This window comes from Streptomyces sp. NPDC005706, assembly GCF_040631045.1.
In the GTDB taxonomy this organism is placed as follows: Bacteria; Actinomycetota; Actinomycetes; order Streptomycetales; family Streptomycetaceae; genus Streptomyces.
Genome location: NZ_JBEXYS010000046.1, coordinates 1 through 22,566, shown reverse-complemented (window position 1 = coordinate 22,566; position 22,566 = coordinate 1). Strand labels below are relative to the sequence as shown.

Annotated in this window: 17 protein-coding genes; 7 read left to right on the top strand and 10 right to left on the bottom strand. The window is 68.7% G+C overall.

All coding sequences use genetic code 11. The features are described 5' to 3' along the window. The first annotated feature begins 77 nt into the window (after positions 1-77). Together ABZ478_RS37075 and ABZ478_RS37070 are read left to right on the top strand one after the other, a co-directional pair. On the top strand, positions 78-1,292 hold the full coding sequence (locus tag ABZ478_RS37075) for a DUF58 domain-containing protein (protein ID WP_359556857.1): 1,215 nt from the start codon (positions 78-80) through the stop codon (positions 1,290-1,292). Next, positions 1,289-1,891 carry a hypothetical protein gene (locus ABZ478_RS37070; RefSeq protein ID WP_359556855.1) on the top strand — a complete coding sequence of 201 codons (603 nt, stop codon included), beginning with the start codon at positions 1,289-1,291 and terminating at the stop codon, positions 1,889-1,891. Before ABZ478_RS37075 ends, ABZ478_RS37070 begins: the two co-directional genes overlap by 4 nt. A gap of 21 nt (positions 1,892-1,912) precedes the next feature. Here the strand turns inward: ABZ478_RS37070 and ABZ478_RS37065 are convergent, their stop codons facing one another. Continuing rightward, entirely contained in the window at positions 1,913-2,989 is a 1,077-nt protein-coding gene (locus tag ABZ478_RS37065; protein ID WP_359556852.1) for a winged helix DNA-binding domain-containing protein, read from the bottom strand. Between the two features lie 422 nt (positions 2,990-3,411). Then, entirely contained in the window at positions 3,412-4,269 is an 858-nt protein-coding gene (locus ABZ478_RS37060) for a calcium-binding protein (protein WP_359556849.1), read from the bottom strand. A 440-nt stretch (positions 4,270-4,709) separates the two neighbouring features. Here ABZ478_RS37060 and ABZ478_RS37055 point away from each other — a divergent pair, with 440 nt between their 5' ends. Next, positions 4,710-5,345, top strand: a complete 636-nt coding sequence (locus tag ABZ478_RS37055) for a hypothetical protein (protein ID WP_359556848.1) — start codon at positions 4,710-4,712, stop codon at positions 5,343-5,345. Positions 5,346-5,888: 543 nt separating this feature from the next. On the opposite strand, the gene ABZ478_RS37050 is transcribed toward ABZ478_RS37055, so the two are convergent. Next, on the bottom strand, positions 5,889-6,458 hold the full coding sequence (locus ABZ478_RS37050; protein ID WP_359556845.1) for a dienelactone hydrolase family protein: 570 nt from the start codon (positions 6,456-6,458) through the stop codon (positions 5,889-5,891). A 67-nt stretch (positions 6,459-6,525) separates the two neighbouring features. Here ABZ478_RS37050 and ABZ478_RS37045 point away from each other — a divergent pair, with 67 nt between their 5' ends. Then, positions 6,526-7,089, top strand: a complete 564-nt coding sequence (locus tag ABZ478_RS37045; RefSeq protein ID WP_359556843.1) for a winged helix-turn-helix domain-containing protein — start codon at positions 6,526-6,528, stop codon at positions 7,087-7,089. A gap of 132 nt (positions 7,090-7,221) precedes the next feature. On the opposite strand, the gene ABZ478_RS37040 is transcribed toward ABZ478_RS37045, so the two are convergent. Continuing rightward, complete coding sequence (locus ABZ478_RS37040) at positions 7,222-8,115, bottom strand: LysR family transcriptional regulator (RefSeq protein WP_359556840.1); 894 nt, start codon at positions 8,113-8,115, stop codon at positions 7,222-7,224. Between the two features lie 101 nt (positions 8,116-8,216). Here ABZ478_RS37040 and ABZ478_RS37035 point away from each other — a divergent pair, with 101 nt between their 5' ends. The 3 genes from ABZ478_RS37035 to ABZ478_RS37025 all read left to right on the top strand — a co-directional run bounded on the left by ABZ478_RS37035 (position 8,217) and on the right by ABZ478_RS37025 (position 11,958). After that, positions 8,217-9,305, top strand: coding sequence for a zinc-binding alcohol dehydrogenase family protein (locus ABZ478_RS37035; RefSeq protein ID WP_359556838.1), 1,089 nt, complete (start codon positions 8,217-8,219; stop codon positions 9,303-9,305). A gap of 528 nt (positions 9,306-9,833) precedes the next feature. After that, positions 9,834-10,286, top strand: coding sequence for a VOC family protein (locus tag ABZ478_RS37030; RefSeq protein ID WP_359556835.1), 453 nt, complete (start codon positions 9,834-9,836; stop codon positions 10,284-10,286). Between the two features lie 1,504 nt (positions 10,287-11,790). After that, on the top strand, positions 11,791-11,958 hold the full coding sequence (locus ABZ478_RS37025; protein WP_359556833.1) for a hypothetical protein: 168 nt from the start codon (positions 11,791-11,793) through the stop codon (positions 11,956-11,958). Between the two features lie 548 nt (positions 11,959-12,506). Here ABZ478_RS37025 and ABZ478_RS37020 read toward each other — a convergent pair. The 6 genes from ABZ478_RS37020 to ABZ478_RS36995 all read right to left on the bottom strand — a co-directional run. Next, entirely contained in the window at positions 12,507-13,757 is a 1,251-nt protein-coding gene (locus tag ABZ478_RS37020; protein WP_359556905.1) for a condensation domain-containing protein, read from the bottom strand. 35 nt (positions 13,758-13,792) lie between these two features. Beyond that, the gene (gene sbnA, locus ABZ478_RS37015) at positions 13,793-14,791 is read right to left on the bottom strand and encodes a 2,3-diaminopropionate biosynthesis protein SbnA (protein ID WP_359556831.1); all 999 of its coding nucleotides are present in this window, start codon (positions 14,789-14,791) and stop codon (positions 13,793-13,795) included. A gap of 15 nt (positions 14,792-14,806) precedes the next feature. Continuing rightward, a complete protein-coding gene (gene sbnB, locus ABZ478_RS37010; protein WP_359556828.1) occupies positions 14,807-15,868 on the bottom strand; it encodes a 2,3-diaminopropionate biosynthesis protein SbnB in 1,062 nt (353 codons plus the stop codon). A 16-nt stretch (positions 15,869-15,884) separates the two neighbouring features. Next, positions 15,885-19,520, bottom strand: coding sequence for an amino acid adenylation domain-containing protein (locus ABZ478_RS37005; RefSeq protein ID WP_359556826.1), 3,636 nt, complete (start codon positions 19,518-19,520; stop codon positions 15,885-15,887). Positions 19,521-19,603: 83 nt separating this feature from the next. Further along, on the bottom strand, positions 19,604-19,822 hold the full coding sequence (locus tag ABZ478_RS37000; protein ID WP_359556823.1) for an MbtH family protein: 219 nt from the start codon (positions 19,820-19,822) through the stop codon (positions 19,604-19,606). Positions 19,823-19,887: 65 nt separating this feature from the next. After that, positions 19,888-22,566, bottom strand: a 2,679-nt coding sequence (locus tag ABZ478_RS36995; protein WP_359556821.1) for an amino acid adenylation domain-containing protein, incomplete at its 5' end; no start/stop codon positions are given.

Here is a 22,566-nt window from a genome sequence, read left to right as displayed (position 1 = left end):
TGGACGGGGGCCACGGGGCGACCGCCCAGCCCCCGCCGCCTCCACCTGGCTGGCGCGCCAGTGAACGCGCTCTCCGGATGGGCACCTTGGCCGTCGTCGCGCTGGCCGCCGCGCTGGTCACCGGGCGGCCCTGGGTACTTGCTCTCGCCGCCACGCCGATGGTGCTGCTCGCGCTCGCCCTGCCGAGCGGGCCGCGCCCGGAGGCGGTGACGGCCGAGGCCGAGGTGGAACCGCGGCGATGCTTCGAAGGCGAGCAGGTGACGGTGCGGATCACCGTGTCCTACGAGGGCGATACCGGCCGCCTGGACCCCGGCGTCACCCTCGGTCACGGGGTCCGGCTCGACCACCTCGCGGTCGGCCCGCACCGCGTCGATCTCGTCCTGGCCGCGCAGCGCTGGGGCCGCTGGACGCTCGGCACGGTAGACGTGGACGTCTACGACCGCGGCGGGCTGGCCCGGCGCACCGTCCGGGCCGAACTCGGTGAAGTCGCCGTCTTCCCGCTGCCCGAGCACGCCGGCCTCACGCCCATCCCGGTCCGGCTTCCGCAACGGCTCGGCGAGCACACCGCCAGGCAGCGCGGTGAGGGCGTCGAGGTCACCGGCGTGCACCCGTATGTGCGTGGCGAACGGCAGCGGAGGATCCACTGGCCGGCCACCACCCGCCGCGGCACCTTGCAGGTCCACCAGTTCGCCGCGGAGCGCGCCGCCGACACCGTGGTGCTGCTGGACGTGCTCGCCGACGTGGTCGACCCGGTCACCGGCGCGTCCTCGCTCGACGAGACCTTCCGGGCCGCTGCCGGACTGGTCCGCGCCTACCTGCGCACCCACGACCGGGTCGGCGTGGTGTCGGTCGGTGGCGCGACCCGCTGGCTGCAACCGGGCAACGGCCAGGGGTACTTCTACCGCATCGTCGAGAGTGTGCTGGAGGTCCGCAAGGACCGCGCGTACCGTACGGAAGGTCTCAGCCTGCTCCCACCGCCCGCGTTGCCCGAAGGAGCACTGGTGTACGTCATCACGCCGCTGACGGACCAGCGGATCTTCGACATCCTGCACCAGGTGCGCGGACGGGCCAACCCGATGGTCGTGGTCGAGGTTCCCAGTGGCGAGCCGGTCCTGGAACCTGGCGACACCGAAGGCGAACTCGCGCTGCGTCTGTGGCGGGCTGACCGCGACGCCATGCGCTTCGCGTTGGTGGAACGCGGCATCGCGGTCATTGCCCACCGGCCCGGCGAGACCCTCGACCTCGCCCTTGCGCCGCTGCTACGCACCCGCATCCACGGGGGGACCCGATGACCACCGCGCCCGCCCGGACCGCCCGGCCGGACTCGCGCCCGGGCGACAGCCGAGCCGGCCTACTCGTCGCACGCCTCACCTCCCGCGTCACCGACCGTCTGCTCGGAACCGCCCTGGCTGTCGCCGCCTGCGACCCGCCTGCCGCACTGCACGCGTCAGTGCCGGTCAAGGTACTGGTCCTGGGGGCGGCGACGGCCGCGTGGTGGGCCGCTCCGATGGTCGACGCGCGCCCCGTCCTGGCCTCCATGCGCTGGCGGACCCTCGCGGCCCGCCACAGGACGACCGTGCTGCCGGCGGCGGCGATAGCGGTCGCCGCGGCCACCGGCCCCGCGGTCTGGCTGGTCGTCTGCATCGCCGCCCTGCTGCTCGCCTACCTGCTGGTCACCGACGCGTGGACGGCCGGCGTCACCGCCCCGCCCGGCCGGCCGCAGGCGACACCCGCACTGGCGGCCGCCGCCGCGACCGCGGTGGTACTGCTGGCCGCCCAGGCGCCGGTCGCCGGTAGCTCATGGGCACGTCTGCCCGCCTCACTCGCCATCGCCGCGACCGCGGTCTGCCTGGTACTGGCGCTGCGCACCCGCCGCACCCCGCCCGGCTGACCGCCGCACGGAGGTCGTTGGCTATGGGGTGGGCTTCAGAAAGCGGAAGACGGCGTCCTTCTCCATGTCGACTTCCCGCTGGATCTGCGGGGGGACAGGATCGAACGCATCAACATTGACGGAGCGCGCGCCGGAGCCACGGCTCCAGGTGGCGATGGCCAGGCCGTCGGCGATGACGGTCGGCCGGATGATGCCGCCTCCCGGCCAGACGCGAGCCTGGTGGGCAGCGGGGACGGACACCTCGCGGGTGCGGTAGCCGACCAGGTAGTTGTCGTAGGCGGGCAGCATGCGAACGTCTGGAGTGTCAGACGGGCACGGGAGTTCCTGCGGCCGGCCGGTGATCATGGTCAGCACTCCGTACTCGGTGATCACGCCGGATTCCGCCAGCAGTTTCCAGGCCCTGCGTGCCCAGGAGATCGGCAGCCCGGACCATGAGGCGAAGTCTTCCACGGCGGCGGGGGCGTGCGCGGCCAGGTAACGAAGGGCCAGCTCGGCGAGAGCGGCGTCTCCCTCCCGCTGGAAGCGCCCGGTGGGCGGCAGCCAGTCGTCGAGCAGCACATACGTGGCCTCACCGGCGCGCTGCGGGCCGTGGCAGAGGATGCCGGTGAGTGCCGCGTGGCGGATCAGGTGGAACGGCGCCTGCCCGTCCGGCGGGACACCGAGGGTGGTGAGGTGCTCGGTCAGGCCGGCCCGGGTTAGCGGCCCGTGCGCGGCGAGAACGCGCCGGATCAGCTGGTCGGCACGCCGGCGCAGATCGTCGTCCAGGCCCAGCTGCTGGTAGCGGCGGCTGCTTGCGGCAAGGATCCGCGGCGACAGCAACCGCAACACCCAGCGGGCGTCATCGCTGGGGATGGTGTGCAGGGTGCCGCGCATGTACCAGCCGCGCACGATGCTCCGTTCGTCCTCGTACGCCGTGCGGATGGCACCGGCCGTGATGTCCCGCGCGCGTACTCGGACGCCCAGGTCGGCGGCCGTGGCGTCCTGGGACTGGATGGCGAAGACCCGTCGGACGACGGCCTCGGCAGAGGCCTCCCGTGCTCCGCCGGCCAGGGCTTGGGCATGGGCCCGCAGCCCACGGACGCTTCTGTGGTCGAACATCGGGCGGCACCTCTCACGCGGCGCGGTCAGGAGACGGCCGCATCGAGGATGCCGGCAAGTTCGTCGGGCGCGGACAATATTGTCCAGTGACCGGTGGGCAGTTCGAAGCAGTTCGAAGCGCCCCCACGGAGGCTGGTTCAAGTAGGCCGGCCTCGGCACGTCGGCATCCAGCAGTCCCGTGACGTCATGGCAGGCGACCAGGAAACGGTCCATACTTCTAGACGACAGGCTGTCCTCTGATCAAAGCGGCGGGGAGCGTCCCGTGCAGCACCTCTTCACGCGGAAAGGTGAGCTGGAACTGCTTCTCGACGATCGCCAGGGACCGGGCATGTGCCACGTCTCGATCGGTTAAGGCTCAGCAACACCTGCAGCAGCGTCACCACCGCCGTGCCGACGAGGGTTGCTGCACCGAGATCAGCGTTCTAGGGACGCACATCGACGTAGTCGCCGGTGGCCTTGGCCGGGCCGGTGGTGTGGGTGCCGGTGAAGTTCCACCGCCAGTAGCCGTCCCTCGATGCCTTGACTGTGGTGCGAAGGGTTCCGGTGCTGCTGGTGTTCACCGTGGCCACCGTGGTGTAGGTGCTGCTGCCCTTTGGACGGAATTGCAGTTTCACGGCCTGGCCCGCGTATCCCGCATACCGGTAGGTGTCCCAGTTGGCCCTCACGAGCTTGCCGGTCACGGTGATACGAGCGCCCTTGGCCACCGGTTCCGGTGAGGCGTTGACTGTGAGCCGCGCGGCACGCTTGAGGCCGAACGACCCCACGCCGGGGGCGAAGACGGACTCGCCGCTATTGATGTCGACCAAGGCGTCGACCGACCATGTTCCCGCGTTGGCGTTGGCCAGGTCCACTGGGTCGTCGCTGCTCGGAGCCGGGTGGGCGTTGACGGTGAACACCGTCGTGCATGCCGTCGCGGTCTCGCAGAACGCATCGGTGGTGTAGAAACCGCCGTGCGGCCCCTTCAGATCCACATCGGCGAAATACAGACCGGGGTCATCCGATCCGGTGACCGTGACCGGGAATTGAACGTTGTGCGTTATGCCTACGATGACGTCATGTCCGGAGTTGACGGTGGCACCGCTGACCACCGGGTCGCTGGGCGCGGCATCGGCCGAGGCGCCCACTCCCGCCAGCAGAACGGCGACGGCCCCCACCACGACACCCCGGCTTGTGACGCGGCCGACGGGCTTGCGCGGTGTGGCACGTGCGGCGGCGATCAGCGGGACGATGTCACGCCCGCCGTTTTGTCTGTCGCTCGGCGGTGCGGCGAAACGGCTCATAAGTCCTCCCAGGGATGACAGGCCTTGCTGCCAACCACCGCACACGCAGGCAGTTGGTGGCGAGCGCAGGAGACCGATGCGTGTCACTCCCTACGACTGCCGAACCGGTCGGATCGTTGCCCCGGCCGGGGCGGGAAAACAACCAGCCACCCGCCACGAGAGTCGGACACTCCTACGAGCTGTCACCCAGAGCCTGACCCTGTTCACGAGTAGGAGCAGCATCCGCGCTCCCCCTTTGGAGCTTGCTCGTCAACCGGTCGGCGATGTGATGCCGGGCGGCTGCGGACCACCCGGTTCGGTCGGCTTGGGCGCCGCGGGGCTGGGCGCGCACCGCGGCCAGGCGGGTGGCGGTCTGATCACAGCACGGCAACAAGATTCACTGGACAACCACATGTGGTTTAGCGTGTTCCGCCTGTAGCCGCACCATCATGGGGGGATCCATGCGTATCCACATCATCAGCGCTGTCCTGCTCTGCGCAGTGAGCGCGGGGGCCGTCGCCTGTCAGCCGACGGACACAGCCAAGCCGAGCGGCAGTGCCCCGCCGGTCGAGAGCACGAGTGTCGAGCCGACGAAGGATGACAAACCGGCCAGGGAATCCAAGTCCGTGCCGAACTTTGTCGGCATGGGCCTTCAGTCCGCACAGGACACCGCCCAGGAGCAGGGATTCTACATCCTCAAGAGCCACGACTCACTGGGCCGGGCTCGCATGCAGGTCTTCGACCGGGACTGGAAGGTCTGTTCGCAGAGCGTCAAGGCGGGGAAGGTCGCGGCCACGACGACGAAGCTCGACTTCGGCGCGGTCAAGCTCGCTGAGACCTGCCCGGCCCACGATGAGACCGCGCCCTCGAGAGTCGGCGGGAGGATGCCGAACTTCCACGGCAAGAGCGTGAAGGCTGCCCGGCAGGCCCTCGACAGCGGCATGTCGATCACCGTGACTGACGCTACGGGCGCAAGCCGGTGGGTGCTGATGGAGTCGAACTGGCAGGTGTGCACGCAGAAGCCGGCCGCGGGGGTGAAGCTGAACGGGCAGCCGGTCAGCCTGGACGCGGTCAAGTTCGGGGAGGACTGCCCGTAGGAACAGCGAAGCGTCCCCTCCCAAGGAGGGGACGTTGTCCCAGCGTAGGGGTGTGGACGCTACGCAGCCTCGTGGGCCCTGGGGTCGGTGATCCAGATTGTTTCAACGGTGAGGGCAACACCTGTTCCGAGGTTGTGTCGACTGCTCGGTCCCCCTGTGGCGCTCGCCGGGCGTGCCCCCCGCGCAATGCATCAAGGCCGTGCAGATGCAGCCCAACTGCTGCGGCGGTCCGTGCGGATCAGTAGGGGGTAGCGCGGCCGCTCGGAGGTGTCTGCAGAGGTGGCCGCGGCCCTTGATGGTCCGATGAGACCATCAAGCCCGGTTCCTCCACCGCCACGTTCTGGGCGCCCCCCTCGCCGAATGCGGCCACAGCCCTCACACCGGTCTCCGTCACGCCGGTAGCCAGGCCAATGAGCGTCGATTGAGCACTGCCCTTGAGACACTCCACCCCGTACCTACCCCAGTCGAGGAGCCCAGAGGGATGTGTCCGGAAGGTCCGGCCGCAGCCAAACGCTTGAACGCGCCGTAGTTCGCCCGCGTCGGTCAGACGGAGGCGAGGAACGCCCGCACCCGCTCCATGAGCAGTCGGGACGCCTCGGGGTCGTACGCGTCAAGCGAGGAGTCGGCGAAGAGGTGCTGGTCGCCGGGGTAGACGAACAGCTCGGCCGCCTCCGTGGCGCCGGCGAGGTCGCGTGCGGCCGGCATGTCCTCGTCGAAGAACTCGTCGCCTTCCTTGCCGTGGATCTGCACCGGCACGCCAACCGGCCACACGTCCCCGAACTCCGTGACCGGGAGGCAGGAGTCGATGAGCAGAGCCCCGCGGGCCCCGGGCCGGGTCTGCGCGAGCCCCTGGGCGATCGTCACGCCGAAGGAGAATCCGGCGTAGACGAGCTCGGGGCCGAGGTCGTCGGCCGCTGCCACGCCGCGCTCCCGGATCGCGTCAAGACCCTTGTCACGCGCGAATCCGAACCCCTCCTCGATGCTGGCGAACGTGCGGCCGTCGAAGAGGTCGGGCGTGTGCACGGTGTGCCCGGCCTGTCGCAGGTCGTCGGCGAAGGCCCGCACGCCGTCGGTCAGGCCCTGGATGTGGTGGTACAGCAGCACTTCGGCCATGTCAGCGGCTTCCCCGGCTCAATGTTCGACTATTTTGGAACGTTCGGCGATGCTAGACTGTTGCGTCGTGGCGGACAACCCCCCGGACTACGAGCTGGCCGATCGGATGGCACTGACCAGGCCGGCACAGGTGAAGGCCATCGGCCACCCGCTCCGCACCACGATCCTGCAGCTGCTCCATGAGCGGGCCGCGACCGTCACCGAGCTCGCGGCCGCCGTAGAGCGCCCCAAGAGCACCGTTGCGCACCACGTGGACGTGCTCACCCGCAACGGCCTTCTCAAGGTGGTGCGCACGCGCAGGGTTCGGGCGATCGAGGAGCGCTTCTACGGACGCACCGCGCGCATGTTCCACGTGGCAGCCGAGCCCTCACCCGCCGGCGAAGAGATGCCGGGTGACTTCAACGACTTCGAGGTGGCTGCACGCGAGTCCTCGAAGGCGTTCGAGCAGGGAAAGCTCTGGGGCTTCATCCGGCATGCGCGCATCTCGGAGGATCAGGCCTCCCGGTTCTGGGACCGAATGGCCGCATTGGTCGATGAGTTCGACAGGATGCCGAGGTCCGGTGAAACCATGTACGGGTTCGCGATCGGCATCTACCCCACCGACCACCCGACCCTGCCGACAGCGGAGTGATCACCTGCTCTCGTCGTGAGGCTTTCAGCCTGGCTACGGTCCTTCGAACACCGCTCGACCGACCCGTTGCGCGCCGGCGGCAACTTCTCGAGGACAGAGGTGCACGCGATCGTGGGCGGTCCTGGCGGTGGTTCAGGCGGTTGAAGTGATCGCTCGGGTGACGGCCGTGAACGCCGGGCCGGGGTGGCCGGGGAGGCGTGCCACGAGCACCCGGCGGATCTCCGGGGGTGCGCCGTCGACGCGCAGCAGACTCACACCGGGCGGCAGCACCGGTGCGAGTCTGGACGGCACCGTCGTCACCCCGAAGCCGCCGGCGACCAGTTGGAGCTTCGTCAGCCAGTCGCGCACGGAGTGGATGATGCGCGGCCGTCCGGGCAGGCCGGGCCAGACGCCGAGCAGCGGCTCGGAACTCGATGACGGGGTGGCGATCCACGCGGCGTCGAGCAGCTCGTCGACGTGCACCGTGCTGCGTCCGGCGAACTCTCCGGTCGACGGCACCGCCACGACCAGTTCGGTGTCGGCGACGGTCTCGCTGTGCAGGCGCGGTGAGTCGCCGTCGAAGGGCCGGTGGGGTGGGCGGGACGTCAGCACGGCGAGGTCGAGCGAGCCCGCGCGCAGCGCCCGGATCAGAGTAGGCGTGGTGCCCTCGGTGGTGGTGACCGCGATCTGCGGGGCAGCCGCCGCGAGGTGTGCGAGTGCAGCGGGCAGGATCGCCGCGCCCGCGCTCAGGAACACCCCCAGCCGCACCAGTTCGGTTCGCGGGGCGGTGCCGGTGAGCTCCCGCTCGGCCGCCGCGAGAGAGGCCAGGACCGTGTGGGCGTGCCGCAGCAGGGTCAAGCCGGAAGGGGTGAGGCGTACTCCGTCCGGGCGGCGTTCGAACAGGGTGGTGTTGGCGCTGCGTTCGAGGGCGGCGGCCTGGCGTGAGACGGCCGACTGCGTGTAGCCGAGTCGGGCGGCTGCCGCGGTGAAGCTGCCCGACTCGGCGATCTGCCGCAGAACCCGCAGTCCCGCGCTGGAGATGTCCATGCGGTAGACGCATACCACACATGCCAGATCATCGCTTCCCGCATGCCCACCCAGCTCCTAGTGTCGATCCCACGAGCACGGACGAACACGGAGGTCATGACGTGCGAGCAGCGGTTCTGACGCGGTTCGGCGCCCCTCTCACGGTGCGGGAGGTACCGGACCCAGAGGCCGGAGGCGGTGAGGTGGTGGTCGAGGTCCTCGCCGCCGGCGTGGCGCCCTACGCGGCCGAAGTCTTCGGCGGCAAGCGGAACTACCCCCTGGTCCCTCCTGTCGTACCCGGTGTCGGCGGCGTGGGGCGGATCATCCACGTGGGCCCGGACGCCACCCGCCTACGCGTCGGCGACCTGGTCTGGTGCGACTCGACGGTGCGCTCGCGGGACGACGCCGTGACGCCCGACATCACACTCCAGGGCTGGAGCTCGCGCGGCGATGGCGGCGCACGGCTCGCCCGCTACCTGCACGACGGTTCGTTCGCCGAGCTCATGCGGGTCCCGACGGAGAACGTCTTCCCCCTGCCCTCCGCGGCAGGGGACGACCCGGCCCGCTGGGCCGCACTCACCGTGCACGCCATCCCCTACGGCGGGCTGCTCGCAGGCGGGCTCGCAGCCGGCGAGACGCTGCTCGTCAGCGGGGCCACCGGCAACCTGGGCAGCAGCGCGGTCGCGGTCGCCCTCGCGATGGGAGCGGGCCGCGTCATCGCCCCGGGCCGCAACCAGGCCGCGCTCGACCTCCTCACGGACCGGTTCGGTCCGCGCCTGCGGCCGATCCCGCTGACCGGGGACGAGGCCACCGACCGCGCGGCGATGTCCGCGGCGGCCGAGGGCCCGATCGACATGGTGATCGACCTGCTCCCGCCGAGCGCACCGAGCTCGGCGTCGCGCGCGGCGGCCATGACCGTGCGCGAGTACGGCCGCGTTGTCCTCATGGGTGGCGTCGGCATGCTCGGTGGCGACGACTTCGCACTCCCGTACCCATGGATCATGCGCAACTCGATCACCGTGCGCGGGCAGTGGATGTACCCGCGCACAGCCAATGTCGGCATCATCCGGCTCCTCGCCTCGGGCACTCTCGATCTCGCCCCCGAACGGGTCCGGTCGTTCGGCCTCGATGCCGTCAACGACGCCATCGCGTACGCCGCCGCGCACGGCGGCCCGTTCGACCGCACCAGCCTCACCCCCTCGGCGGGCTGACACGGCTCACTGATTCGCAGTCATGCGCAACCCAGTCGCTGTTGCAGCCCCCTGCCCACGCGGCGCCCGATCAGCGATCCGGGCGGCGACCGCTCGGTCCTGGCCAACACCAGGGCGCCCGGCAACCCCGGTCCGCCCGGCTGCGTCCGTGACCACAGGATGAGGGGGAACCGTGTCTGATGGCTCAGCGGAGAAGGACAAGCCCGAAGTGGTGCCGTTCATGGCGTACTTGTGGGCAACGGTGATGACAGGAGGAGGCGCTTTCGCCCTGGCCCAGGAGCTGGACGGTCTGCTCGATAGGAGCGTTCCCGACCGTCCGGTGGTGGCTGACAGCCGCTGGACGCCAGGAGCTGCGGCAAGGCGTTCGGGCGGCGCGCCGGCGGTCCCCGGCCTGATGGATCTCGCCCAGAACGGGGATGACGCGAGGCTGACCGCTGCGGCTGACTCCCCCGGCCGTGTTCCTCCGTATCCACGGACATCCGCCGGTCCACTATGGAAGGAAACATCCGATTCATCTGGAGGCCTTGCATGCACCGTGACGGTTTTCCTGCGCCGGATTCCGGGCTTCTCCTCACCCACTTTCTCACGGTGGCCGACGTAGACCGATCTCGCGCCTTCTACACCGACGTCCTCGGTGGTGAGGTGGTGCTCGAGGAGAATCCCTGCACCATCAAGCTCGCCAATGGATGGATCATCATGAACCCGGGCGGCGGCCCCACTCCGGACAAGCCAGACGTCACCCTGCGCCCACCCGCCGACCCGAGCACAGTCAGCAGCTTTCTCAACCTCCGCGTGGCCGACATCGAGGCATGTCACCGGGAGTGGAGCGCGAAGGGGGCCGAATTCCTCACGCCGCCCATCGATCGCAAGGCCGAACTGCGGTGCTACCTGCGCGACCCGGACGGCTACCTCATCGAAGTGGGGCAGGCAACCGGCATGCTTCAGGGCGTCTACGCGGACCCGCCGGCCGGCAGAAGCTAGGGCCCGTTCTCAGACGGATTTCGCCTTGGGCGGGAATGCAGCGAGGCTGACCGCTGCCTCGTGGGAGGTGGCGGTCCTGTCCGTACCTGGTGGCAACACCGCGGAATCCTTCGAGCGCAGGGTGGATCCTCACAAATCCCTTCGACAGGCTGCGCGATCGGCCGGCAAGCTGCGCACATGATCTACGGAATCGAGTCTCACCTCACCCGGTGAGCGACCAGGAAGAGCGCCACGCGCTCACTCCCCCGACTGCTCTGTACGACCACGTCCTGCATCTGCTGCGGGATTCGCCAGGCGGAGTCCCGTCCTGGCGCGGCTACTCCTTGCCCCAGAAGACGGCGACAAGTGCGGGTTCGTCCTCTCGGGAAGAGGTGGAGAGTGCCATCCGGGAAGCACTCAGCCCACTCCCGGACGACCCTGCCACCCTGCATCGCCGCTTCGAACGACTCGGCATTCAGGATCGCCACAGGCACCTGATCAACTCCGTCGTCGCCGGGCTGCTCCCTGCCCGCCGAACGGCTGGGTGCGGCCCGCACTCTGGGACGGCGACTGATCCGGACCGGTACGACCGCGCCCACCGTCACCGCAGGTATCGCCCTGCTGGGGCGTCTCGGCGGCCCTGAGGACGTGCCGCACCTCTCTGCCCTCGGTCTGTTCCGTGACCTCACCGGCATAGCGGTCAAGGCGCTCGAAGTCGATCCGGGGGCGTCTGGAGACGACTCCCTCCTAGCCGTTTCCCGGATCGGACGACGGCCCCAGCCTGCTGACGCCCGCCCGTTCAGGTGCCGTCAGCATCCGGTCGGCGGCGAGGGGGAAGCTGCGGCGTACGCGGCTGCGTCCCCAGCAGCTGACCTGCCCCGCCGAATGGGACTGCGACGCATTGACCGCCCTGGCCACCCACGTCTGGCAGGACGGGTCAGCGTCCGTCGTCATCGGCCTGAAGAACGGCCTGATCGGCCGCTGGGACGAGCAGCGCGGCTGGCAGTCCCTCCGGTACATCAGAGCTGGCAGGCGGCGAGTATACGCTCTCTCACCACGCTCTCCCTCCGCGGTGCCGACGACGTCGTCCTGGTCAGCGGCGCCAGCGCGGGAATCATCTGCTTCCATGACCTCGCCAGAGGCGAGCAACGCTGGGAGCCCGTCCGCGAGGACGCGGCCGCGAGCGCCCTCGCTGCTCTGCCGACCGCGATGGGCCCCCTCGTGGCCTTCTCCAGCGGCCGTACCGTCGGGTTCAGCCGCGTCGGTGCGCCGTCGCACCTGCGCCTGCCCGGCCGCTCGGACCCGTCTCTTCGCTCGCCGTCTGCCCCGCGGAGGACGGCAGTTCCCTGCTGGTCACCGGCGGCAGTGACGGGTGCGGCCGGCTCTGGTCCCCGGACGCTCCTCGGACGGAGGCGTACCTCGTACCCGAGAGGCACCACGACCCGGTCTCCGCCATTGGCCTTCTGCCGCCTACCCCCACCTCGCCGCAGCCGCTCCTCGCCACCGGCGCTCGAGCGACACCATCGTGCGCCTCTGGAACCCGTGGACCGGGGAAGAGCTCATGCGGGTGGTCGCCGGCGCGCCCCTCACTCCCCTCTGCGCCCTGCCCGACGGCGGCATGCCGAGCACCACCGATCCGGCAATCGCCTTCGGCGGACCGGCCGGCCTGGCAGCCCTCACCGTCCGGCGCTGAGCGACTCCGCGGCCGTGGCCGCACTGCGGCATTTCGGCTGGGATGCGATGTCCGCTGCGGTGGCAGGCTCAGCGGTGTGCTGCTCCGATCGCTGACGGCACTGGACAGCTCACCGATCCCACGCTCCTCGCCGCCGCGTTCGGCCCGGGCGGCTACCGGCCGGAATCAGAGACACAGGTATGAGCACCGCGGCGCAGGCAGGACCGCTGGCCTCGCTCGACCTGCCTGCGCCGGCAGAGGTCACCGCGGCACAGCTGCGCGGCGCACACTGCGTATGGTGCGCGGCCGAGCTGCACGGCGACACCGCGGTAGACCTCAAGCCCCGACAGCATCAACGACGTGCCCGACCGCTGGTATCCCCGTGGCTGCCGGTCCTGCACCCTCCAGCCACTCAAGCGGCCAGAATCAGTCAGCCCTGGTGGGGACGGCGGAGCGCGTGCCCATCTTGCGGTGTTCCGTGGACACTGCGCGGAACCAGTCGCCAAGAATGAGTGCGGGGACGGGCCGCAATCGAAGTATCACGGCCCATTCCCGTAGGAGCGATCCGCTCATGGAGCGATTGGACCGCTCTCGGCCCATTCCCCTACCGATCGGATCAGCGCCACGAAGTCGCTCACGTGGTTCGCCAGTTCCTCCCTGGTGTACAGCGCGACGTTGCCGTCGATGGCTACCGGCATTCCCTCGGTGGGCCCGCGGTTGTACACGTTGAACGCCATATCCTCGACCGGTCCCGCGTTCAGGTTGCGGACCACGGCCGGGGCGCCCGCGTAGTCCCCCGAGTAGTCGAAGGACATGATGTTGACGTCCGGCCCGAACTGCCGTCGCCCGTCTCCGAGCGCCGGCAGTTCCCGGGCCAGCCTCTCCATCGGGTAGCGCTGGTGGCGCAGCGCCTCCGTCATCCCTTCCGCGGCCTGCCGGGCCAAGGCCACGAAGTCCACGTCCGGGGTCAAAGTGAGTCGCAGGGGCACGGTGTTGGTCACCATCGACGGGATCTCGCGAAGCACGGGGTCCCTGCGATTGCTCACCGGCAGGCCGAGCGCGAGTTGCCTTACCCCGCTCGCCCGGTGCAGTTGTACGGCCACCGCCACGATGACGAGCGCCGGCCAAGGGACGTCCAGGCGCCCGGCCACGGACCGGAGGGCGGTGACATCCTCGGGTCCGAGACGGCCGTTCGCTCTGAACGATTCGGCACTCGGCGGAGGCCGCCACGTGGTGAGGCTCGCGAAGCCGGTCTGCCCCGCCAGCCTCGCCCGCCAGAACTCGCCGTCGTCGCGAAACGCGTCGGACTCCTGGTAGTCCTTGTCCGCCTCGACGACCCTTCGCAGGTCGGCCGGGAAATGCGACCGATACTGCGTCCCGGTCACCAGTGCCGTATAGACGGCGGCGACGCGTGAGGCAAACAGAGCGTGTGCGAATCCGTCCACGACGATGTGATGCGTGGAGCGGTACCAGAACCAGAGATCAGGGGCGATCTTGATCAGTGCGCAGGACGCGAGAGGGCCCTTGGCCAGGTCGTACTCCGTTGCCAGGTCCCCGGCGATCCAGTCTTCCGCCGCGGCCCGGGGGTCCGGGGTGTCGCTCACGTCGAGCACGTGCACCGGAATCTCCATCGCCTCGTCGATGACCTGGCACAGCCCCTCGTCACCGATGTCGAACCGGGCCCGAAGAGCAGGGGTGGCGGCCACCACCTGGTGGATCGCCTGCTCCAAGAGGACAGGGTCGATGGCGCCGGCGATCTCGCAGTACTCCGCGAACGCGAAGGACCTGTCGGCGGAGTTCAGTTGCTGAGCGACCCACACCCCGGTCTGCGCGGAGGTCAGGGCGAGCCGTTCGGTCACGGTCGGCCTCCGATCGGGTTCAAGTCCGCGTCAACCGAGGAGGCCGTCATCGCGTCGCCGTAGGTCTCCTTGATCCATGAACCCTGATAGAGGGTGTCCAGATAGCGCTCACCGAGGTCCGGAGAGATCGCCACGGCGGTGGTCTCCGAGTCCGGGCGGTGCGCGGCAAGCCAGCGCTCCGCCCCTGCCACGACTGTGCCGGTCGATCCACCGAAGAGGAATCCCGTCGAGGCGAGCCGATGGCAGGTGCGCACCGTCTCGGTCTCGGGCACCATCACCACGTCGTCGACGTAGGAGAGGTCCAGCAGCGCCGGCCGCACCCCCGCGCCCAGTCCCGGGATCATCCGCGTCCGGGCGGGACCGCCGAAGGTCACCGAACCGACCGTGTCTACGGCCACGACGGTCACCGGGCGTCCGGATTCCTTGAAGTACCGGGCGCACCCCATCAGGGTGCCCGTGGTGCCGGCACCCACGAACAGGACGTCCAGGTCGGGGAATTGGCGGTCGATGGCCGGTGCCGTGGTGCGCTGGTGGGCGATCCAGTTGAACGCGTTCGTGTACTGGTTCAGCCATACGTAACGGGTGTCGGACGCGCACAGCCCGCGGACATGCTCAAGGCGTGCGGCGAGGAATCCCGTCCCGGTGTAGGGCTGTTCCACCGTGACGACCTCGGCGCCCAGTGCCCGCATCATCTGCCGGGTAGTGAGGTTGCAGCGGCTGTCCGTCACGCACAGGAACCGGTATCCCTTGTCGGCGGCGATCAGGCTCAAGGCCACACCGAGATTCCCCGAGGAGGACTCCACGAGAATGGAGTCCGGACCGAGCACGCCCGATTCCTCGGCCTGTTCGACCATGGCTGCTGCGGCCTTGAGCTTGATGGAACCGGCGAAGTTGAACCCTTCGCACTTCAGATACAGCCGACTGCCGAGCGCCGGACGCAGGTCGACATAGAGGTCGTCCGCATTGAATTCCTGGGGCGAAGTGATCACGGGCACGACTGTCCCCTCTCCTCACGCACGTTCGCCGCCCACGCTCTGCCGCCCGTAACGGTCGATGTCGTGGAAGAAGTCGGGCACGACCGTGAGTTCGCCGCGTTCCCTGAGCTGGTCGTGGATGTGCTTGCCCACCGCCAGGTCGAGCACGCCCAGCCCGAAGGGCGAGAAGACGACCGGGCGGTCCCCGGCAAGAGGAAACCGGCCGGACATCAGATCGAAGAGGGTGCCGTCGATGAAGGACCGGTGCCCCACCGACTGCTCGGCCAGATGCACCGAAGTGTTCGCCTTGAGGCAGTGCTCCACGTCGTCCACGACGTTGGCGGAGGAGAGCACGATCTCCGGTGAGAGGTCCCGTAACGAGACGTGGAGCACGATCGGGTTGTGCGAGAACCATCCCGGCTCGGTGACGTGTGGTTCCCCGGCGACCGTGGCGAACACCGTCAGGTCGCTCGAGCGGATCAGCCGTTCGGCGGTGTCGTGCACGGTGACCCGAGCGCCGTCCCCGCTGCGCTCGACGTATGTACGGAACGCCTCCGCGCTCTCCGGGTCCACATCGTGGACGCCCAGCTCATCGAACTCCCACCCCGCGCCCTGCAGATAGGTGTGGATGTACCTCGCGATGAGCCCCGTGCCGAAGAAGCCGACGCGACGCGGGCGCCCCTGGCGGCGTTCTCGGGTGAGCCAGTCGGCCGCCAGCGCGGCGGAGGCCGCCGTGCGTGTGGCGCTGATGATGGAGCTCTCCATGCAGGCGATCGGATAGCCGGTCCGGGGGTCGTTGAGGATCAGTACGGCGGAGGCTCGGGGGATGCCTGCCTGGACGTTCTCCGGGAAGCTGGATATCCACTTCATGCCGTCGACCTGGGTCTTCCCGCCGACCGAGGCGGGCAGCGCGATGATCCTCGACGAGGGCCGGTCGGGGAAGCGAAGGAAGTACGAGGGCGGGTTGACCGAGTCGCCCTCACCGTGGATCCGGTATGCGTCTTCGATCAACGAGATGATCTGCCGTTCCTGCCCGGCCACGGCTCGGTGGACCTGGGCACCGGTGACGACGGAGAAAGGGGGGATTTGCGCGTTCATGCCGAAGGGGCTCCGTTCAGAGAGTGGGCGAGCAGTCGGTCAGCCTGACCGGGGTGCCGAGGACCATGCCGATCTCACGCCGTCCCGAGTACGGCTCTCGGCTGTGGGCCATGCGGATGTTGTCGACCAGCAGGACGTCGCCCGCGTGCCAGGGCTCGCGCAGAGTGGCCTTCTCGTACACCTCGTTGATGGCCCGCACGGTGTCCGCGTCGATGGGAGAGCCGTCGCCGTAGCTCGTGTTGAACGGCAGTCCGTCCGACCCGAACTGCGCGACGAGGTAATCGCGGATCGCCGGCTCCATGGTCCACTCATTGAGGAACGCGATCTGGTTGAACCAGACTCGGCGCCCGGTCAAGGGGTGTGTGATGACCGCGGAGCGGCGCTGGACGGTCCGGAGCCCTCCGTCCTCCTGCCATGCGAAATCGGTCGCGTTCGCCCGGCAGTACGCCTCCGCCGCGGCACGGTCTGCGGCGCCCAGTGACTCCGGCCACGGGACGCCCACCAGGTCGTTGTACGAGCGGGTGAGTGACCAGCCCAGTTCGGTGAAGCGTTCGACGATGGCTCGGGGCATAGCGGAGAGGACGGCCTGCGCGTCCGCGAGCCCGGTGATCCCGCCGTCCGCCGGCGGAGTGAAGCAGCCGATCGTGAGCAGCCGGGGAAACTCAAGCCCGTAGCTCAGCTCGTGATGCATGCACATCGCCTGGTCGGGCGGCCACTCCAGAGACGAAACCACCGGCCCACCGAGCGGACGCCGACGGGCGAACGCCTCCACCTCCGGCACGATCGCCCCGGACATCGACTCGGCGACCTGAGCGAGGACGCCCGCGTCGTGCACGCCAAGACCGCGTATCAGGACGGCTCCATGGGTCAGCAACGCTGCTTCCAGCGCGCTGCGGTGTTCGTCGGTCCATGCCCGGAGCCGGTTCCCTGCCATGGCCTCCGTGATGCGGAGGATCGGCGGCTTGCCCGGATTCAGCTCAAGGCCGAGTTCATCGGACGCGTGGCGTTCCGCGCCGTGTGCCGCCACCGTGCCGGGCGCCGCCGGCACGAAAGCCCTCGACGTGTGGGACTGCGTCGTTCCCCCGTCCTCCGCCCCCTGCTGAGACTTCTGGTCCATGGCCTCGGCCAGCTCGGCCAGCACCGGGTGCCTGACGATTTCGGCGAGTGCCAGCGACCCACCGGTGGCGGCACCGAGGCGCACGGCCGACAGTGACGTGCCTCCGGCGTCGAAGAAGTGCCGGTTCCGGGTCATCTCGCCGATCGGGAGGCCCAATACCTGAGCCCACAGTGCGGCGAGGTGCTTTTCCGTAGCTGTCCGCGGCATGCCATCGGCGGTCCCGGACGGAGCGGTGGGACCAGTGACGGCTGTTTCACCGGCGTCGCGGACGAGGGCCTTCTTGTCGATCTTTCCGTTTCCGGTCAGCGGCAGAGCAGACCGGTGGTGGAAGACCCGGGGGACCATATACGGGGGGAGCGCGTCGCCCAGGAACTCGCGTAGGCCGGCAGGGTCCAACGCGGCCTCCCCGGCATAGAAGGCGACGAGGTGCTTCTCGCCGTCGGGGCCCTCCAGCACGACGACGCAGGAGTCCCGTACTCCGGGTACGCGAAGCAGATGGTTCTCGATCTCACCGATCTCGATCCGGAACCCTCTGATCTTCGTCTGTGCGTCCCGCCTGCCGAGGAATTCGAGGGTGCCTTGCGGCAGCCACCTGCCGATGTCGCCGGAGCGGTAGAGCCGCCGGCCGGGACGGTGGGGATCTGTCCCGAAGGCGGCAGCGGTCCGTTCCGGATCGTTGATGTAGCCCCGGCCCACACACACCCCGGAGAAGACGATCTCTCCAGGAGCACCGAGTGGGACCGGTTGGAGCTGCTCGTCGACCACGTACACATGGACGTTTCTGATGACCGAACCGAGGGGGATGCGCTCGAGGTCCGGAACGCGGTCCATGACCTCATGATTGGTGTCGTCCGAGGTCTCGGTCAGGCCATAGGCGTTCATCAGCTTGATGCCGGGGAAGGCGGTGAACCAGCGTTCGACCAGTTCCTTCTTGAGCGCTTCTCCGGTCGCGGAGACGACACGCAGCCGTCCCAGGTCGCGCGGCTGCTCCTCGAGGTGAGTAAGGATCACCTCCAGGTACGACGGGACGACTTGGAGCACCTCGACGCCGCCCTCGACGACCGTGTCGATGTATCGGCGGACGTCCAGGATCTCCTTCTGCCCGATGATGAGTGTCCGTGCACCCACCAACAGCCCGCTGACCAACTGCCAGAGCGAGATGTCGAAACACTGGGGCGCGGTCTGGGCCACCGTCTGGCCGGGCCCCAGCTCCAAGTCCTCGATCTTGGCGAGCAGATGGTTGAGCATGCCCGCGTGCTCACACATCGCGCCCTTCGGTTCTCCCGTCGAACCGGAGGTGAAGTAGATGTAAGCGAGCTGGCCCGCGCCGACGGGAACGTCGGGGTTGCTCTCCTGATACGCCGGCGCGGCATCGCCCTCCCCGCCCTCCGCGAGCAGGTCAGCGATCAGGAGCCGGTGCGGCTCGGGCGACGAGGACGGCTCGGGCAACCGGGAGGCCGAACCGAACTCGGTGAGCACGAAGCGGCAGTTGCTGCGGGTGAGCATGGCCGCGATGCGCTGGTCGGGGAAGTGGGGTTCCACCGGCAGGTAGACACCACCGGCCTTGAAGACGGCGAGTACCGCGGCCATCCATTCGAGGTTTCTCTCGGTGACCACGGCCACCACGTCCTCGGCCGCCAGGCCACGGGCGAGCAACGCGTGGGCGATGCGGTTCGCACGCTGGTTCAGCTTGTCGTACGTCCATTCCGTGCCGTCATGCACAGCGGCGATTCTGTGGGGGTGCTCACGCACCTTCTCCTCGAACAGCTCGTGCATCCGGCGATCCGGGAGATCACGGTGCGGCCCGGCCATTCCGTCGAGTTGCTGGGCCAGTTCCTCGGAGGAGAGGAGGCTCTGGTGCTGATGCTCGGCCGAGCCGTCTGCGGCCATGCACTTCAGGGAGGTGAGCAGATAACCGGCGATCCGTCGTGCGTAGGCGATGTCCAGGACGTCGCCCCGGCCCCGCACGCACAACCGCATCCCGTCCGGCACCCCCACGAAGCTGATGCGGAGCACGACGGTTTCCGAGAGCATCGGCTGGGCCGGCTGCTCGGCACCGGCCTGGCGGTGCGAGGCGGCCGTGGTGTGCCCGGCCAGGCCGGAGAGGTCGAGAACGACCTCGTAAGTGGGCTCTGCCGCAAGGACGGTGGCTGTTGCCTCCGACAGCGTCGCCCCCCTTGCCGCGCGCTGGGCATGCAGCGCCAGCGCCGACCAAGCTCCGTCACCGACTTGCAGTGCACACGGGGCGGGGCCGTCGCCGCTGCCGGGGGCGACGTACCCCGTCAGAAGGGACCGCTCGCCTGTGAGGAGGGCGAGCACCTTCGCGTGGGCCGCCAACAGCAGGGAGTCGATCGGTACGTCCAGGCGGTCGGCGAGGGCACGAAGTTGTGCAGTCGTTTCGGTGGGGATTGAGCATGCGTAATCGGTCGTCGTGTCCGCACCGTCATGACAATCATCGGAACGCCATCGCGGAATTCTGAAGACAACCCCGGACTCACTTGATGCATGTGCGTGGAATGCTGTGGGTGTACCCATCTTCTCCGTACCTTCAGTGCAGGGCAACCAAGGGGCTCTCTGCCGAGAGCCCCTTGGGAAATAAATATCTGACAGGGTGTTCCTCAGTCCTCGGCGGCGGCCATGGCCTTCACCAGGCTGGTCGGCCGCATGTCCGTCCAGTTCTCTTCCACGTACGCGAGGCATGCGGCTCGATTGTCCGCGGTCTTCACCACACGCCAACCGTTCGGCACTTCGACGAACTCGGGCCACAGCGAGTGCTGCCCCTCGCCGTTGACCAGTACGACGTAGACGCCCTCGGGGTTCTCAAAAGGATTCGTCATAACTCTTCCTCATTCGTATTCGCGTATGGACAACTGCCTGGTGGGAGTGGCTCCCTCGCCAGGATCTAGGACCTCTTGCCGTTCGGCCGCGCCATACGACGCAACGCCGGACGCATTTCCGTCGGCTCATTGGACGCAGTGGCCATGTGGTCGGCCAGCCCCGCCACGGTCGGGAACTCGAACACCTTACCGATGGGCACTTCCACCGCCAGTTCGCCGCGGATGCGGCTGGTGAGCCGGGTGGCGAGGAGGGAGTGTCCGCCGAGGTCGAAGAAGTTGTCGTCGATGCCGACTTGGTCGATGCCGAGTATTTCGGCGAAGAGTGCGGCGAGGGTTTGTTCTTGGGGGGTGCGGGGGTGACGGGTCTTCGTGGTGGGCAGGTGGTCGGGTTTGGGGAGTGCCTTGCGGTCGAGTTTCGCGTTGGGTGTCAGTGGCAGCCGGTGGAGGGCCATGATGGCGGAGGGGACCATGTAGTCGGGCAGGTGGTGGGTGAGGTATTCACGGGCTGCTTTGACCACCGTGCCGATACCGCGGGCAGCGGCTGGGGTGTTGGTGTGGGAGCTGCTGCTGGTGGTGCGGTGCGCGTAAACGCCGGAAAGGGGTGCGGTTCTGGTGGTCGTGGGAAGGATGACGGCGTCGAAGAGTTCCACGGCCTGGGGTGACCAGGTAGCCACCATTCGCAGGCCGAGGTCGGCTCCGTGTGCCACCAGCTCGTTCGGGTCGACGCCCACCGCCGGCGCCGGTCCGTCGAGTCCGTCGAGTTGACGCTCCGCGGCGATATCGGTCATCAGGCGTGCGTTGGGGATGCCTGTCAGACGTACCGGGGATCGCGTGTCGGTCAGGAGCTCGGTGAGGTCCGTGTCCGGGCTCCACGGGACATGGTCCGCGTTCGCGAGATCGATAGCGTGGGGGGTGTCCTTGTGGAGGACGACTTCGTAGCGGTGGCGGGTGAGCTCGTTGTGGTGCGCACCATGTTTGAGCTGGATGTCGACCGCTGTGACGCGTTCGTCGTGTTCGGCGAGGTGGCTGAAGTACTCGGGGCTGACGACGAGTTCCTTTTCGAGCATGACGGCGCGGTCGACGATGGTGGGGGTCGCTGTGCCGCGGTGCCGGTGGACGGCCGCGTGCAGAGCTCGAAGCGTCCTGCCGTTACGGACGTCACCGATGATGACGCGGCCGCCTGGAGCGAGCAGGTCCAGGGCCTGGTCAATGACCCGGGTGAGATAGGCGCGGTCGGGGAAGTACTGGATGACCGAGTTGATCAGCACCGTGTCGAAGCGGCCGGCAGGTAGCCCGTCAAAGGTGTCGGCAGGCCGGCAGCGCAGATGGACCCGGCCGCCAAGACCGACGTCCTCGACTTCGCCGCGGAGCCGCTCGATCACCGCGCCGGAAAGGTCGGTACCCCAGTACTCCTGAACATACGGGGCCAGGTGGGCCATCAGCAGGCCCGACCCCACACCGATTTCGAGTACACGTTCCGCACCCAGCGCACGGACGCGCTCCACCACCGCGTCCCGCCAGGCCCGCATCTCCTCCAACGGGATCGGCTCACCGGTGTAAGAACTGTCCCACCCGGAAAAGTCCTCACCGAAGACAGCCCCAGCAACCCTCGGCCCGGCTCCGGCATAGACGGAGTCGTAGATCTCCCGCCACTCCTCCACCTGCCTGACCTGTGTGTCACCGGTGGCTTCGGTGTCCGCTGCTGCGGCTGCCTCCAGGTCGGGGACGATGTAGGCCACCAGGCGCTGATCGCCAGGCTCGTCCTCACGCACCACCACAGCCGCTTGGCGCACCCCCGCCTCGGCGGTCAGGAGCGCTTCCACCTCGCCGGGCTCCACACGGAAACCGCGCAACTTCACCTGCTCGTCGGCGCGCCCGACGAACTCCAGCTGCCCGTCACCGCGCCACCGAACCAGGTCACCGGTGCGGTACATGCGCTCACCCGCCACGAACGGACAGGCGACAAACCGCTCCGCCGTCAGGGCGGCACGGCCCGCATAGCCTCGCGCCAGGCCCGCTCCCGACACGTACAGTTCACCGACGACACCCACCGGAACCGGTTCCAGCGTCGCATCCAACACGAACACCCGTGTATTCGCCACCGCAGTACCGATCGGGAACGTACCGCCCGAAGCCCCCTCGCTCATCGTCACGCACACGGTGGACTCGGTCGGTCCGTAGGCGTTCACCACGCGTCGGGACGCCACCGACCATTGCTTCGCCAATTCGGGCGCCACCGCCTCGGCGCCAAGTATGAGGCATTCAAAAGCAGTGAGCTTCTCAGCACCACTCATCGGAATTGTTGCCACCACCGATGGTGGAATAAGCGCGTGCGTCACACCCTTGGTGGCCAGCAAATCCCCGAGAGCATCGCCCATCAGGCCCTTCCCATCAGGCACGACGAGTGTGGCGCCGTTGGAGAAGGCCATCACCAGCTCCCACACCGCCGCGTCGAAACTCGGCGACGCGAACTGCAGCACCCGGCTCGCGGCACTCACCCCGAGCCGCTCCGCCTGACTGTGCGCCAGACTCGCCACACCCCGATGCGAGACCACCACACCCTTGGGAACCCCGGTGGATCCCGACGTGTAGATCACATAGGCCGAAGACCCCAAACCCGCCCTCACACCCAAGTCCCCGTCCGAGAACACGGACAGATCCTGAGCGAGAGCCGCCTCGTCGAGCACGACCACCGGAGCCGCGTCCGCCAGCATGAAACCCCGGCGCTCCACCGGATACTCCGG

What these genes read in the sequence shown, in the direction of transcription:
- ABZ478_RS37075 (WP_359556857.1), top strand. Translation starts at nt 78, where the DNA reads ATGGGCACCTTGGCCGTCGTCGCGCTGGCCGCCGCGCTGGTCACCGGG.
- ABZ478_RS37070 (WP_359556855.1), top strand. Translation starts at nt 1,289, where the DNA reads ATGACCACCGCGCCCGCCCGGACCGCCCGGCCGGACTCGCGCCCGGGC.
- ABZ478_RS37065 (WP_359556852.1), bottom strand. Translation starts at nt 2,989, where the DNA reads ATGTTCGACCACAGAAGCGTCCGTGGGCTGCGGGCCCATGCCCAAGCC.
- ABZ478_RS37060 (WP_359556849.1), bottom strand. Translation starts at nt 4,269, where the DNA reads ATGAGCCGTTTCGCCGCACCGCCGAGCGACAGACAAAACGGCGGGCGT.
- ABZ478_RS37055 (WP_359556848.1), top strand. Translation starts at nt 4,710, where the DNA reads ATGCGTATCCACATCATCAGCGCTGTCCTGCTCTGCGCAGTGAGCGCG.
- ABZ478_RS37050 (WP_359556845.1), bottom strand. Translation starts at nt 6,458, where the DNA reads ATGGCCGAAGTGCTGCTGTACCACCACATCCAGGGCCTGACCGACGGC.
- ABZ478_RS37040 (WP_359556840.1), bottom strand. Translation starts at nt 8,115, where the DNA reads ATGGACATCTCCAGCGCGGGACTGCGGGTTCTGCGGCAGATCGCCGAG.
- ABZ478_RS37030 (WP_359556835.1), top strand. Translation starts at nt 9,834, where the DNA reads ATGCACCGTGACGGTTTTCCTGCGCCGGATTCCGGGCTTCTCCTCACC.
- sbnB (WP_359556828.1), bottom strand. Translation starts at nt 15,868, where the DNA reads ATGAACGCGCAAATCCCCCCTTTCTCCGTCGTCACCGGTGCCCAGGTC.
- ABZ478_RS37005 (WP_359556826.1), bottom strand. Translation starts at nt 19,520, where the DNA reads ATGGGTACACCCACAGCATTCCACGCACATGCATCAAGTGAGTCCGGG.
- ABZ478_RS37000 (WP_359556823.1), bottom strand. Translation starts at nt 19,822, where the DNA reads ATGACGAATCCTTTTGAGAACCCCGAGGGCGTCTACGTCGTACTGGTC.